This window comes from Natrinema sp. DC36, assembly GCF_020405225.1.
Classification (GTDB): domain Archaea; phylum Halobacteriota; class Halobacteria; order Halobacteriales; family Natrialbaceae; genus Natrinema.
On record NZ_CP084472.1, the window covers coordinates 1,553,303 to 1,566,583 of the forward strand.

Annotated in this window: 12 protein-coding genes and 2 pseudogenes; 2 read left to right on the forward strand and 12 right to left on the reverse strand. The window is 63.1% G+C overall.

Annotated features, from left to right (window positions below; genetic code table 11):
• Positions 1-242 precede the first annotated feature (242 nt).
• Entirely contained in the window at positions 243-2,501 is a 2,259-nt protein-coding gene (locus tag LDH74_RS08335) for a PQQ-dependent sugar dehydrogenase (RefSeq protein WP_226042046.1), read from the forward strand.
• Between the two features lie 118 nt (positions 2,502-2,619).
• Here the strand turns inward: LDH74_RS08335 and LDH74_RS08340 are convergent, their stop codons facing one another.
• The 6 genes from LDH74_RS08340 to LDH74_RS08365 form a co-directional block, all read right to left on the reverse strand.
• Positions 2,620-4,683, reverse strand: a complete 2,064-nt coding sequence (locus LDH74_RS08340) for a PQQ-binding-like beta-propeller repeat protein (RefSeq protein WP_226042047.1) — start codon at positions 4,681-4,683, stop codon at positions 2,620-2,622.
• Positions 4,684-4,691: 8 nt separating this feature from the next.
• Complete coding sequence (locus LDH74_RS08345; RefSeq protein ID WP_226042048.1) at positions 4,692-5,636, reverse strand: twin-arginine translocation signal domain-containing protein; 945 nt, start codon at positions 5,634-5,636, stop codon at positions 4,692-4,694.
• A gap of 304 nt (positions 5,637-5,940) precedes the next feature.
• Positions 5,941-6,396, reverse strand: a complete 456-nt coding sequence (gene lrp, locus LDH74_RS08350; protein ID WP_226042049.1) for an HTH-type transcriptional regulator Lrp — start codon at positions 6,394-6,396, stop codon at positions 5,941-5,943.
• 384 nt (positions 6,397-6,780) lie between these two features.
• Complete coding sequence (locus LDH74_RS08355) at positions 6,781-7,188, reverse strand: helix-turn-helix domain-containing protein (RefSeq protein WP_226042050.1); 408 nt, start codon at positions 7,186-7,188, stop codon at positions 6,781-6,783.
• Between the two features lie 102 nt (positions 7,189-7,290).
• Positions 7,291-8,331 carry a sulfite exporter TauE/SafE family protein gene (locus LDH74_RS08360; RefSeq protein ID WP_226042051.1) on the reverse strand — a complete coding sequence of 347 codons (1,041 nt, stop codon included), beginning with the start codon at positions 8,329-8,331 and terminating at the stop codon, positions 7,291-7,293.
• Positions 8,332-8,478, reverse strand: coding sequence for a hypothetical protein (locus LDH74_RS08365; protein ID WP_226042052.1), 147 nt, complete (start codon positions 8,476-8,478; stop codon positions 8,332-8,334).
• A gap of 364 nt (positions 8,479-8,842) precedes the next feature.
• Here LDH74_RS08365 and LDH74_RS08370 point away from each other — a divergent pair, with 364 nt between their 5' ends.
• The gene (locus LDH74_RS08370) at positions 8,843-9,688 is read left to right on the forward strand and encodes a universal stress protein (RefSeq protein ID WP_226042053.1); all 846 of its coding nucleotides are present in this window, start codon (positions 8,843-8,845) and stop codon (positions 9,686-9,688) included.
• 157 nt (positions 9,689-9,845) lie between these two features.
• Here LDH74_RS08370 and LDH74_RS08375 read toward each other — a convergent pair.
• From LDH74_RS08375 to LDH74_RS08400, 6 genes and pseudogenes are all read right to left on the reverse strand, one after another.
• Positions 9,846-10,035: pseudogene (locus LDH74_RS08375) on the reverse strand (DUF5785 family protein); the annotation flags it as partial.
• 84 nt (positions 10,036-10,119) lie between these two features.
• Entirely contained in the window at positions 10,120-10,560 is a 441-nt protein-coding gene (locus LDH74_RS08380) for a universal stress protein (RefSeq protein ID WP_226042054.1), read from the reverse strand.
• A 38-nt stretch (positions 10,561-10,598) separates the two neighbouring features.
• Positions 10,599-10,861: pseudogene (locus LDH74_RS08385) on the reverse strand (inorganic phosphate transporter); the annotation flags it as partial.
• Positions 10,862-10,914: 53 nt separating this feature from the next.
• Positions 10,915-11,349: a DUF6691 family protein gene (locus tag LDH74_RS08390; RefSeq protein WP_226042511.1), complete on the reverse strand. Its 435-nt coding sequence runs from the start codon at positions 11,347-11,349 to the stop codon at positions 10,915-10,917.
• Positions 11,350-11,493: 144 nt separating this feature from the next.
• Entirely contained in the window at positions 11,494-11,991 is a 498-nt protein-coding gene (locus LDH74_RS08395) for a YeeE/YedE family protein (protein WP_226042512.1), read from the reverse strand.
• Between the two features lie 20 nt (positions 11,992-12,011).
• Positions 12,012-13,205 (reverse strand): MBL fold metallo-hydrolase, encoded by a 1,194-nt coding sequence (locus tag LDH74_RS08400; RefSeq protein ID WP_226042055.1) that lies wholly within the window; start codon positions 13,203-13,205, stop codon positions 12,012-12,014.
• Positions 13,206-13,281: the final 76 nt, after the last annotated feature.

Sequence of the window (13,281 nt, forward strand, 5' to 3'; positions counted from 1 at the left end):
GTTCGAAATGAATCGAGCGGGGGATTCGAGCGGTACGGATCGATAATCCGTGTGGAAAAACGTCCTTAGGACGTACTAACGGGGGATTATCCGTCGGGCTATAGACCAAGTTGATCTTGCGCGGGGAACGATCGAGTCAGTTTATTGCGATATATCGACACGACGCTATCCAGTACGCGGGCGGATTCGCGTGGCGAACCGAACCGTGGTCCCCGCGGTCCGACACGGCGTACTGGACCACTATGACACGGAACGACGACTCCAAAACGGCGACATCGAGGCGGACGATCCTCCGCTCGACCGCGGCGCTCTCCGTCGCGGGCCTCGCGCTGCCGGCGACGGCCCAGGAAGACACCATCACCGGCGAGATCGAACTCGGAGGGCGAATAAGCGCCTGGGTCGGGCTCGCGCCGGACGCCATCGCGGACGAACGAAATCCGACCCTCCAGCTCGAGCAGGGCGAGACCTACACGCTCACGTGGGAGAACCTCGACGGTGCACCCCACAACTTCAACATCGAGAGCGAGGGCGGCGACGAGCAGTTCGTCTCGACCGAGATCGTCTCGCAGAGCGGCGAGACGCAGACGGTCGAGTTCGAGGCGCAGGAAGGGATGGCGCAGTACTACTGCGGCCCGCATCCGGTCTCGATGCGCGGCGACATCGAGTTCGTCGACGAGACGGCCGCCGGCGGTGCCGAGCAACCCGGGCAATACATCGGCGAAGGACCGACCGTCGGCCTCGAGACGGTCGCTGAAGGGGAACTAACTGCGCCGACGAGCCTCACGGTTCCCGACGAGGACGCCGACCGACGGTTCGTCACCGATCAGACGGGGCAGATCTATGTCCACGGCCCGGACGGCCTTCAGGATGAGCCGTTCCTCGACATTTCGGACCGGATCGTCGAGCTCATGGAGTTCGACGAACGCGGACTGCTCGGGCTCGCCTTCCACCCCGATTTCGAGGAGAACGGACGGTTCTTCGTCCGCTACAGCGCGCCGTTACAGGAGGACATGCCGGAGGACTACGATCACACGTTCGTCCTCTCGGAGTTCCGGACCGCGAGCGACGACAACGAGACGGCCGATCCCGAGTCCGAGCGGCGGATCCTCGAGATTCCGGAGCCGCAGTTCAATCACAACTCCGGTTCGATCGCTTTCGGTCCCGACGGCTACCTCTACGTGGGATCCGGCGACGGCGGCGGTGCGAACGACACCGGATTGGGTCACGTCGACGACTGGTACGACGACAACGACGGCGGCAACGGGCAGGATACGGAGGAGAACCTCCTCGGCGGAATCCTGCGACTCGACATCGACGTGGAGTCAGACGAGCAACCGTACGGGATTCCCGACGACAACCCGCTCGTCGATCAGGAGGGCCACCGCGGCGAACACTACGCCTGGGGCTTCCGGAACCCCTGGGGAATGTCGTTCACGGACGACGGCGAACTCCTCGCTGCTGACGTCGGTCAGAACCTCATCGAGAGCGTCAACCACGTCCGGGCGGGTGGCAACTACAGCTGGAACGTCAAGGAGGGAACCTACTGCTTCAGCACGGAAACGCCGACGACACCGCCGGACGAGTGCCCGAACACCACTCCGGACGACGTCCGCGGGGGCGAACCGTTGCTCGACCCGGTGCTGGAGTATCCTCACGAGCTCGGGATCATCCAGTCCCCGAACGACGCCGCCGGGAACGGGACCAACGGTGGTGACGGCGCCGGAAATACGACCGAGAACGGCGGCAATACCACCACCGAAATGACCGAAGACGATAGCAACGCTGGCGGCAATATGACTGAGGGCGGTGGCGATGGCGGCAACGAAACGGCAGTCAACGGAACTCGCGCCAACGGCGGCGTCGTCGGCGACCAGATCGGCGTCTCGATCACCGGCGGCTACCTCTACGAGGGCGGCGAAATAGACGCACTCGAGGGGGCGTATATCTTCGGCGACTGGAGCCTCGACGGCGAGAGTCCGGGCACGGTCTTCCTCGCCCGTCCGCCCGAGAGCTGGCCCGAGGACGCCGACGGCGGTGGTCCCGAGGACCTCTTCCTCGATCCACCGACGGACGGTGACGATGAAGGCGACGGAAACGAGACCGACGGCGATGGCGGGGACAGCGACGGCGCTCAGGGAACTACCCAGCGGGGGCTGTGGCCAATCGCACAGATCCAACTCCAGGGCGAGGCCGCAGAGAACGGTCGTCCGTCCGGATTCGTCTACGCCTTCGGCGAGGGCGCTGACGGCGAGATTTACGTTCTCACCACCACCACGTCGACGGTGGAGGGCGACGGTGCGGTCCACCGGCTCGTCCCGGCCGAGGACGGCGACGGCGGCGAAATGGCGGCCGAAGCCGACGCGGAAACGGGCAACGAGACGGCTGCCGGCAACGAAACGACCGACGATGGGGCGGCAGCCGCCGACAACAAGACGGCGGCGGTTGATAACGAAACGGTTAGCGACGGAGCAGCGGACGGCAACGAGACGGCCGGGGAGTAACCGCCTCGCCGCCGGCTCTCGGGCCGCTGACTCTGACCGTGACGGTCTCGGACTCGGATCCGAACGCTTCCCGTGGCGGCGTTCGACGCAAAAAATTTCTCTCGGCGGTTCGACAGCGTTACTCCTCGAGCGAGAAGACGGCGATCGTATTGCCCTCTTCTTCGACCTGATTCCCGCCACCGCCGGGAATCGCGACGTACTGTTTCCCTTCGGTCGGGTCGTACCAGCTCATCGGTGCACCGTCGACGCCGTGATCGCCGACCGTGAGCGCGGCCAGCCGTTCGCCCGTCTCGGTATCGAAGGCGTGGAGGTGGCCAAGCGGACCGCCGGCGAAGGTCACGCCCGTCGCGGTCGTCAGCGAGCCGCCCCACGGCGGCCCGGCCTCCCAGCTGAACCAGTTCTGCCACTTCACCTCGCCGGTGATCGGATCGATTCCGGCGACGACGCCGGCCATCTGATTCCACTCCTCCACCGGTTCGTCGTCGAACTGCGGTAGCACCTCCTCCTGTGCGTCCTCGTCTTCGGCCGCTTCCTCTTCTTCGGCCGCCTCTTCGTCTTCGTCGTCTCCGTCATCCCGTTCCCGTGCCTCGTGTAATTCGTCGCCAGCGTCGCCGTCCGTTTCGTTACCGACGGCCGCCGTTTCGTTACCGATCGCTGCCGTCTCGTTTCCGGGCGTCTCGTCGCCTTCTCGCTGCTCGCCGACTTCAACCCCGTTCTCGCCGTCTTCCTCGCCGGGTGCTGCACCGCTCTCCCGCTGTTCGCCCTCTTCGGCGACGTCCGTGGTGTCCTCCGGGTCTTCCTCTCCCACGTTAACCGGTTCCGTCCGCCGCACGGTGTCCATCCCGATGTAGGTCTCTCCCGCCTCGTACTCCACCTCGAACCAGGAGAACTTGATCGGGTAGTTGGTCCCTTTGACGACTAACGTCTGCGTCTCGGGATCGTACGCGCTGGGCTGCGGATTGGTCCCGCCGATGAGATCCGGCATGATCCAGGGCGCGCTCTCGAGGTCGTCGTACGGCGGCAGACTGTACATATTGAGGTGCTGGACGTACTCGTCGCTACGCTGGTGGAGCTGCCCGGTCTCCATATCGACCGTGTACACCCAGCCCGTCTTGCCGGGCCACGTCGCGAATTTTCGCGTCTCGCCGTCGACGTCCGCCTCGAAGACGACCGGCGGACTCGGCGAGTCGTAGTCCCACCAGTCGTGGGGGGAGTCCTGATGGTGCCACTGATACTCGCCGTCCGCGGCGTTGACGGCGACTTTGCCACAGGAGTAGGGGTTGTATCCCGGTCGAACGGTGCCGTACCACGGTCCCGGATTCGCCGACGGGATAACGACCGATCCGGCGTCAGGATCGATCGCGCCCGACGCCCAGGCGGTCGCACCGCCGTGTTGCCACGAGTCGCCGACCCACTCGTGTTCCGGCGTCATGTTGACGCGCCACTGCGGGCTCCCGTCCTCGAGGCTGATCGCGTCGAAGAAGCCGCTGACGCCGAACTCGCCGCCGAAGCTGCCCTTCATGAGCATGCCGTCGTAGATCAGCGGCGGGAACGACGACGTGGTCCCCCGGGATCGCTCCCACATCAGTTCCTCGTGCATGAGATCATCGGCGACTTCGCCGCGATAGGCGGCCGCGCCGTTGTAATACCACTGCTCTTCGCCGGTGTACCGATTGATCGCGATGACGCCCAGATCGAGCGTGCTCTTGTAGACCGTGTCTCCGAGGACCGCGGGCCCACGTTCAGCGGGCGGCGTCGCGTCGGACGCACCCACGAGGGGTTCGTAGAAGTGCGTCCACAGGAGTTCCCCCGTTCGCGCGTTGATCGCGTACAGCATGTCCGGGCCGACCGTCGTGTACATGGTCGGCGGGTCGCCGTCCACGACGATCGGCGAGCCCTGGAAGTCGTTCGGATCGTCCGCAACCTCGAGTCGATACTCGGCCTCGAGCTGATCGACGTTCTCCGGCGTTATCACGTCGGCCGTCGTGTGGCGCTGGGCTTCGTACGAGCCGCCCATGATGAGCCAGTTGGTCGGCTCCTCGCCCGTCTGCGCGAGATCCTCCTCGGTGACGTCCACTTCGGGTATCTGGTCGATGTTTCCCTGTTCGATGACTGATTCGCCCGGTTTTTCGTTCCACGGTGCGTCTTCCGGTAGTTCGATGAGGTGGGATTCGTAGGTCATATTCGGATTCACCTGGATAGCGGTGCCGGGTTCCTCGGCGCACGCTTGTCGTCCGTAATCCGGATGACGTCGTTGATGAGGAACTCCTGCCCGATGATCATGATCGCGGTACTGGCGGTCGTCAGCGTCGTCAGATGGTCGTCGGCGATGTCGCCGGCCGCGAGGTCGCGCGCGGCAGCGCCCAGCAGGTAGTACCCGCCGAGCATCGTCTTGGTGTCCCAGAGCCCTCTGCCAATCATCTCGTCAGTGACCAGCGGCTCCCGCTGCCAGAGATAGTGATCGAGTCCGTCGATCCACAGCAGCGACCCCTCCGCGGCCCGCTGGTGGAGCGGCGCGACGTACTCGTGAACGACGCCGTCGTCGACAGCCTCCGCCGGCGGATAATCCGGCGTCGCCATCCACCACGACAGCTGCTCGCGCGAGTTCACGATGTTGGTCACCAGCGCCGTCTGTTCCGCCTCGGCGAACCCGATCTCGGCAAGCGTCGCCGGCAGCGCCTCGATGTGCAGGAGTTGTCGCGTCGTCGCCTCGATGTGTTCGGGCTCGAACGCGGGTAAGTTCTCCTCGGCGCTCGCGAAGAAGCCGACCTCCGAGAGGTGGTCATTGATCGCCCACGCTGCCGTCGTCAGCTCCTGGTACGCCGACGCCCCCTGCTCGGGAATTCCCATCGACTCCAGTTCGGGCAACAGTTCGAAGCTCTCCTCGAGCCCCGCTAGTTGCTCGTTCAACAGCGCCGCGTCGAGCGTTCCCGTTAGTCCACCGCGAACGGCCTCGCCCATCTCGGCGAGCCCCTCCGCGGCGCCACTCGAGACCTCCGCGCGGAGATCGTGCAGCGTCGCACCGGCGATACCGCCGCCGGCGATGACGCCGAGGGCTTTGAGAAAGTCACGACGATCCGCGTCGCTCACCTCCCCGTAGCTGTACCTCTCTTCGGGGTTGATACCATATGCCATGGTGCCTCTCGAGAGAGACCGTCCGACTCAATAGAAGCTTCCACAGTTTATGGTATGGAATATATTTCTTCGGGAGCGTCGATTCGCTGTATTTGTCTCGTTGGACAGCGGTAGTTAGTATCACACAATAACCGACTGTTAGTATACCGCCCTGACGGGCAATCGGCTGTTTCCGTCCTCGAGAACGGAGTAATTCGGCACTCCGCTCGGAGAATCACACTCGAGCCGTCGCTACCGAACGAGCGGAGATCGGCCGTCCGGGGTTGCCATCGAGCCCTCTCAATAGCTCGATGACTGAACGCGGTTACTCCGTATCGAGTTCGAACTGTTCGTTTTCGGAGACGGCGTTCAGCACGATGCTCGTATTCGACTGGTTAATGTCGGGATCGGTGATCAGAGACTTGATTTCGTCGTTCATGTCGTCCGTATCTTTGAACTTCCCGATGGCGATCACGTCGTAATCCCCCGTGACCTCGTAGACGGAGATCATCTGGCGGTGGTCCTTCAGCGTCTGCGTGATTTCGGGAAGCGCACTCCCTTCGGCTTTCAACTGCATCACGGCAGTGACATCGTACCCCACCGCTTCGTAGTCTACTTTCGGCGTGTAGCCCTCGATCACACCTTCCTCCTCGAGGTCGGAGAGGTGGTTCGAGACCGTCGTGACGGAGACGTCGAGTTCCTCGGCGAGACTGCGGAGGCTCGCTCGGCCGTCGTCGAGCAGTTTGTTTACCAGATCTGAGTCCAAGTGTTCGTAGGTCATTAGCTGGTATGAGGTGCTCCTTCTACTAGGAGTTTACGAATATCCAGTTCTATCCGTGGCTACTGAGACGATGTTGTGAGATAAACGGACGAGCCTCGTATGGGCGTGGATTGCTGCAAATAGACGAATCGTCATCACCGCTTCGGAGTCATGTGCATCCGCCAACCGAACGAACGTCACTACCCGACGGACCGATCGAAACTGCCGGTATCACTCGTCCTTTCCCGATTCGAATTCTCGGACGTGACGTTGACGACTCGAGAATTCGGTCGTCATTACTAACTACTGTGAAGCGGTAGGCCTGTCAGCGGACTCCAGTCAGCGAAACGACCCGAGAGCGGTTGAGGTGAGTAAGAGTGAAAGTAAGTAGTGTCCGTTTGACAATTAGCTCTGGGCGGGGATTTCGGTGTCAGCCTCGGCGTGTTCGTACTTGTCCTCGAACTCCTGAATGAGCTGCCCCATCTTCGCGTACCAGTCGTTCAGCATCCGCTGCATGTCGTTCGCGATCTGGGTCGGATCAGTCGGGTAGTAGACGTGGTAGTAGCCGCCTTGGTCGTAGTTGATCTGCTCTTTCTGAATGAAACCGCTCTGGAGCAGTCGCTGAATCGATCGATACGCAGTGGAGCGCTCGCGGTCGACCCGGTCGGCGACCTCGTCGATCGTCAGCGCTTCCTCGCTTTCGACGAGCACGCGGAAACACTCCTTGTCAAGTTGCTTGAGCCCGTGGATGCACTCGAGTAGCCCTTCACACTCCATGTCCTGCTGCAGTTGTTCCGCCATCGAGTTAGCCATTGTACTATCTCGAGAGAGGGAACGCGTCCGTATAAGGATTTTGTGAGTATTGTACAATCTCAATGAGCCGGGACCAGAACGGGGTGAGCGGCGTTTGTTGCGTCAGTCCGCGGACGTTACAGACGCCTTCGTCTGGGCTCGCATCGTCGAGATCGTGCTGTAGACCACGGCCCCGCTGACCATGAACGCCGAGAGCAGGATCAGGGCGAAGCCGATCGTGTTGAAGATCTCGATCCCGAGGTAGTCGCCGGCCTGCTGGAACGCCACGGCGATCGATCCACCCAGGAGCATCAGCCCGAAGTAGATCTTGATGTCGTCTTCGTTGACGATGCCAGTCGCGGCCGACCCGATTCTAGCGCCCAGCGCGCTCCCCGCGAGTAGCGGCGCGACGATCGAGAGGTCGACGCCGCCTTCCATCCCGTAGAGGAACGAACCGATTCCGCCCGAGAAGACGATCTCGAACAGATCGGTCCCGACCGCGACGGGAACGGGCACCCCGATGAGGTAGAACATCGCGGGCATGCGGATGAACCCGCCGCCGACGCCGAGGAAGCCCGACAGCAGCCCCGTCGTGAACGCGACGCCGAGGACCATCCACAGCGAGACCTGGATGCCGCCCGCGATCGTCATCATCGGCGGGACGCGGTACGACTGGATCTTCTTCGCGATATCGGGGATCGCGTCCGGATCGATCGCTTCGTCAGCCGTGTCGTGGTGCCCGCCACCGGAACTATCACTGCCGTCGTTTTTGAGCGCGTTACGCGTGACGAACACGCCGATCACGCCCAGCAAGACGACATACGTGACACCGATAACGCCGCTGGCGAGGCCCAGTCCCTCGAGGTAGAACACCCCGATTCGGCCGATCTCGATGCCGACCGACGTTCCGACGATCATCAACCCGCCGAGTTTGTAATCGACCTGTCCCAGGTCGTGGTGTTTCAGCGTCGCGATGACGGCCGTCCCGAAGACGAACGCCATTCCGCTCCCAACGGCGACCCGGGCAGGATACCCCATCACGAGTAACGCGGGCGTGACGAGGAACGACCCGCCCATACCGAAGAAGCCGAACAGTACGCCGACCATGAAGCCAAAGCCCACGAACAGTACGAGCGTCATCAGTGCGATTCCGAATAGCTCCATCTATGCGTGTTTGATTCGTTCGACGACTGGCGTTGCGACCCGCTCGAGTCCCCCGTACGCCACGTAGAGGACGAACGCTTCGAGGAGGACGGCGCCAACGAGCGCGCCTGCTTGTACTGCTGGCGAATACGCGGCGAGATCGATCATCTGGATCGACCATCACCGTTCGGTTGTGTGCGAACCATGGTTTTCTACTCAATATCGACTACCCGGAGGAGGGGTATAACGCTTTTGGGAATTGCGCACAATATTACTGCAGTCAATCTCACGGCTAACCTACGGAGATATTCAAATAACTTATACAGCCATATAGTTCGTTCGACGATCGGCCCGTACAGTTCGCGCGCGGTCGGATCGACTACGTCGCGCGGTTCCACCATTCAGATCAACAGAGTGTTACTGGCTGATAGTTGCCGGTGACCGGATCACCGTCTCCGTCGGTCACGACCGGTAGCGCGGATTTGGTATTGGTAACCACAAACAATATTATGGCGTCGGTCCTACGAGTAGTATGAAAGCGATCTGTGCGACCGACCTCTCCGCCGCCAGTGAGGCGACGATCGAGAACGAGACCTGCCTCGAGTGTCTCGGCCGAATCGGCGTCGAGGAGATCCACCTCGTGACCGTGATCCCGTCGAACGTCCACGCGGGCATGCCCGGGATGGACTTCGAGAAACGACGCGAGCAGGCGCTCGAGCGCTACCGCCGCGTCATCGAAGACGCCGGCTTCGACGTCGAGGCACACGTCGTTCGCGGGACGCCCCATCGACGCATCAACGGGATCGCAGAGGCGGTCGGCGCCAGCCTCACGGTCGTCGGCTCGCGAGGAAAGAGCCCGCTCGAGAACCGCATCATCGGCTCGACCGCGCGCAACCTCGCGCGGACGACGGTCGTTCCGCTGCTGGTCAACCGGATCGAACGCGGGGCGGACGAGCCGGCCGTCGTCCGCGAACACCTGTTTCGGCGGATGCTGTACGCGACGGACTTCTCGGAGAACGCCGAACGGGCGTTCGAAGCCTTCTCGTACCTCCGTCACGCGACGCGGGAGGCCACGCTGGTCCACGTCGAAACGCCGAAGGATCCGAAACTTCCGGAGGACGCCGACCCCGAAGCGCGACTGGCGGAGCTGGTGACGCAACTCGAGGACTGGGGAATCGAGACGCGAACAGCGGTCCGTCAGGGTGATCCAGCAGACGAGATCCTCGCCGCGGAGGTGGAGTACGAGCCGACGACGATCCTCGTCGGCTCGCGCGGGCACAGCAGACTCCGCCGACTGTTGCTCGGGAGCGTCTCCGAAGACGTCGTCGCACGGGCGGACGGAAACGTCATGCTCGTTCCACCGGACCGAACGGCCTGACGCCGGCTGTGAATCGGGCCCGACCGGTCAGTGAACCGGTTTGTGCATGCCGGTCATGGTTCTGAATGACTCTCTCGTAGCCACTGAAACGATGGACACACTGATCGCACCGCTATCGTGTGATCGGCTGTGCAGTGACTTTCAGTAGCTACTATCGTTCGACGTACTCGAAAATCTCGCGCATGGGAACGACCCGCTCGTAGTTGATTCGGATGAGGGCGTCGCCGTGCTCGTCGCGATCGAGCGGAAACCGGCTTCCTCGTCGACCGTTTTGACGATGATCGCCACGTCGTCCTTCCGTTTCCGTCGCTTCCCTCCTCACCGTCGGAATCGTGCGTCTAGTTCACATGGGCAAGGGAACGAGGTCGAAGTCGAACTCGAGGCCGTTCCGAACCGAAGTCGTCGCGAGGCTTCGTGATCGGTGCGCTCGGTCATCGAACGATCGTCACTGGCACCGGCGATCGCCGCGTTACGGTTTCAGCCACGCTCCCGAGCAGAATCCGTGCGACGCCGGTCCGACCGTGGCTACCCATAACGATGTGGTCGACATCGTTCTCATCAGCGTACTCGAGTATCGTTCGTACGGGCGGCCCCGTTTCGACTACGGTTTCGAGGACGGTCGTCTCGAGAATCCCCGCGTCGTCTGCTCGGGTGTGCGCCTGTTCGCCGAGTTCTTCGCCGCGTTCGACGGCCCGATCGTGGACCTGCGCATCGTAGTACCCGCCGCCTCCGTAATCGCTGTATATTCCCTCCATTGGATCGACGACGTGTACCGTCGTGATCGTCTCGCCGTCGTAATTCGAAACCGCGTGGTCGAATGCGGCCCACGATTGCGGTGAGCCGTCGAGCGGGACGAGTACGTGCGTTCCCATACCGAGGGAACGTCACGAGAGTACAAGAAATTCGCCTCGACCATGACGCCGCTGGCCGCGAGGCTGATTCCTTCGACGAGGCCGTTATTAACGGCTTCGGAGACGCTCCTTCCCTGCGTCACCGCGCCGGCGAAACCGAGGATACCGACAAGTGACGCCGCGCGCATCCTCGGAATCGCGTTCGCGCCGACGGCCGGTGCAAAGAGGGCGTCGTGCCGCTCGAGCCGGCGCCGATCATCTAGACCATGAACAGGCTCGCGACGGCCGCGGTGGCGAACAGCAGTCTCGTTCCCGGATCCAGTAGTGGACGAAAATCCTCCGTCTCAGTTCTCGGAACACGGAATTCGAACGGCGTCAGTCGCCTCCCGCCGGGGCGGCGTCGGTCACGGCGCGCTTGCTGCGCCAGACGCCCTGGAGGTACGCACCGACGAACATGCCGACGAGCGCCCATAGGATGGCGACGTTTCCGATCCCGAGGCTGGCGTAGGCCGCACCGGGGCAGATCCCCGAGAGCCCCCAGCCAATACCGAAGATCCCGCCGCCGATCAGGACGTTCCGGTCGAACGACTTCAGCCGACGTTCGTACCGGTCGCCCGTCAGCGGCGCACCGTCTCGGACTCGGGGCATCACGGCGAACGCGATCCCGGAGACGATCGCCGCACCGAACATGACGAACAGCAGGCCGAAGTCGTCGAACTGGAGGAAGTCCAGGACGACTTCCGGCCGGGCCATGTGGCTGTACGCCAGTCCGAAGCCGAAGATCAGGCCGCCGAGGAGGATCAGCGGCATGAACAGCTGGTGACGATTGCTGCTCACGGGTCGTCACCTCCCCGTTCGCCGTCTCGAGACCCGCCCGTTGTCTCCGCGCGGCATGGCCGCGCGGACGGTTCGCGGGATCGCTGATCCCGCGCTTGTTGCGTCTCGACGCTCATCTTACGGACTCACCCCCAGTGCAGCGACGATCTGAGCGGTCACAATCGCGACCGTCAGGAACGTGATCACGCCGACGATCGACGTTCTCGAGGCCGAACCGACGCCGCAGACGCCGTGGCCCGACGTACAGCCCTTGCCGACGCGCGTCCCGATTCCGACGAGGACGCCGCCGAGCAGGAGCCGCCAGGGCTGGACGTTGGTCGTCCACGTCCCGCCCTGCCAGACGACGGCGTAGACGGCCGCTCCGAGGATGATTCCCAGCGTGAAGACGACGCGCCAGTCCCGGGAGGCGCGGTACTGCTGGAACCGTGACTGGTCCGAGACGTACGACAGCGTCGACTCGAGGAACGTGCTCGCGCCCGCGGCGATTCCCGTCCCGAGGTAGATGACGACCGCGCCGAGACCGACAAGCAGTCCACCGATCGCGTACCGGGAGATGCCGTTGGGAAACGGCTCGGCGGGCACGATCTGACCCGGAGCAAGGAGTTCGGCGAGCATTGCGATCTCGAGCACGGTGATCAGTCGCCTGCCAGCGATTCCTGGCTGGCCGCACAGTTGTTCGGGCCGAGCTCGAGCTCGAACGCCTCCTCGTCGTCGGCCTCCTGCTGTCCGAGATTGGTGGGGATGATGTCCTCGTAGTTGGCCGGTCGGGGCGGCATGGCCGAGAGGACCAGCTCGATGAACTCGTCTTCGTCCATCGTCAGGGCGTCCATCTCGTCCGTGAGCTGGCCGATCGGTGCCGTGTACGTGCCGTCATCGGCGGGCTCGGCAGCATCGCTGAAGTGAGCGCTGCCGATGAGCGTGTCGTCGGGTAGCGTCAGGACGCGCTCCTGTAGCGACTCGTAGAGCTGGGCCGCCGCCTCGGGAGCACCGTCGTCGCCCTCCTCGAGGTCGGGACGGGCGACGCTCTCGACGAATAGGCCGTCGCCAGTAGCGAGCAGCGAGTCGTCGATCAGGTCCGACGTCATCCCGGAGGTGTGACCGGGCGTGGAGACGGTTTCGATCGTCGCGTCGCCGACCCGAAATTCGTCGCCGTCCGCTGCGAGCGTCATCTCGTCGGCGTAGGTGACGCCGCGGTCGACCGCCGCCTCGGGGATGACGCCCTCGACGCCCTCGTCGGCGAGTTCACGGACGCCGGAGATGTGGTCCGCGTGGATGTGCGTATCGATCGCGTACTGCAGATCGACTCCCAGATCGTCCGCGTCCTCGAGGTATCGATCCGCGAACGCGCGCAGTGGGTCGATCACGGCCGCCCCGTCGCCGTCGACGACGAGATAGCCGAGACAGCCGCTCGAGGGACGCTGGTACTGGTAGAGCGTTCCGTCGCCGTCGTAGCGCTCGACTTCGACGCGTTCGTAAATGCGCGCCCAGCCGTTCATCCCGTCCTCGAGGTGATCGACGTCGTAGCCGCGCTCTTTCAGCGTTCCGGCGACGTATTCGCTCGAGCCGCCCTTCGCACAGAGGACCGTAATTTCGCGGTCGTCGGGAATCTGCGCAAGGACGTCGTCGTCGATCTCGTCATCCAGGAACTCGAAGTACGGCACGTTGATCGATTCGACGGTTTCGCCGTCGATTCGCCACTCCTCGTACTCCGATTCCATGCGGGTGTCGAGGAGTGTGACATCATCACCCGCGTCGATTCGCTCCTTCAGCCTGTCAGGGCTGACCGATTCGACTTCAACGTCTGGCGTTGGAAAGTCCGTCTCGTCCATGTTGTACATCCCTCAGTACCGCCTGCGATCACTTAAGAGTTTGCATGGTATTTTACTTATTACACAATACCAATGT

What these genes read in the sequence shown, in the direction of transcription:
- LDH74_RS08335 (WP_226042046.1), top strand. Translation starts at nt 243, where the DNA reads ATGACACGGAACGACGACTCCAAAACGGCGACATCGAGGCGGACGATC.
- LDH74_RS08340 (WP_226042047.1), bottom strand. Translation starts at nt 4,683, where the DNA reads ATGACCTACGAATCCCACCTCATCGAACTACCGGAAGACGCACCGTGG.
- LDH74_RS08345 (WP_226042048.1), bottom strand. Translation starts at nt 5,636, where the DNA reads ATGGCATATGGTATCAACCCCGAAGAGAGGTACAGCTACGGGGAGGTG.
- lrp (WP_226042049.1), bottom strand. Translation starts at nt 6,396, where the DNA reads ATGACCTACGAACACTTGGACTCAGATCTGGTAAACAAACTGCTCGAC.
- LDH74_RS08355 (WP_226042050.1), bottom strand. Translation starts at nt 7,188, where the DNA reads ATGGCTAACTCGATGGCGGAACAACTGCAGCAGGACATGGAGTGTGAA.
- LDH74_RS08360 (WP_226042051.1), bottom strand. Translation starts at nt 8,331, where the DNA reads ATGGAGCTATTCGGAATCGCACTGATGACGCTCGTACTGTTCGTGGGC.
- LDH74_RS08365 (WP_226042052.1), bottom strand. Translation starts at nt 8,478, where the DNA reads ATGATCGATCTCGCCGCGTATTCGCCAGCAGTACAAGCAGGCGCGCTC.
- LDH74_RS08370 (WP_226042053.1), top strand. Translation starts at nt 8,843, where the DNA reads ATGAAAGCGATCTGTGCGACCGACCTCTCCGCCGCCAGTGAGGCGACG.
- LDH74_RS08380 (WP_226042054.1), bottom strand. Translation starts at nt 10,560, where the DNA reads ATGGGAACGCACGTACTCGTCCCGCTCGACGGCTCACCGCAATCGTGG.
- LDH74_RS08390 (WP_226042511.1), bottom strand. Translation starts at nt 11,349, where the DNA reads ATGCCGCTGATCCTCCTCGGCGGCCTGATCTTCGGCTTCGGACTGGCG.
- LDH74_RS08395 (WP_226042512.1), bottom strand. Translation starts at nt 11,991, where the DNA reads ATGCTCGCCGAACTCCTTGCTCCGGGTCAGATCGTGCCCGCCGAGCCG.
- LDH74_RS08400 (WP_226042055.1), bottom strand. Translation starts at nt 13,205, where the DNA reads ATGGACGAGACGGACTTTCCAACGCCAGACGTTGAAGTCGAATCGGTC.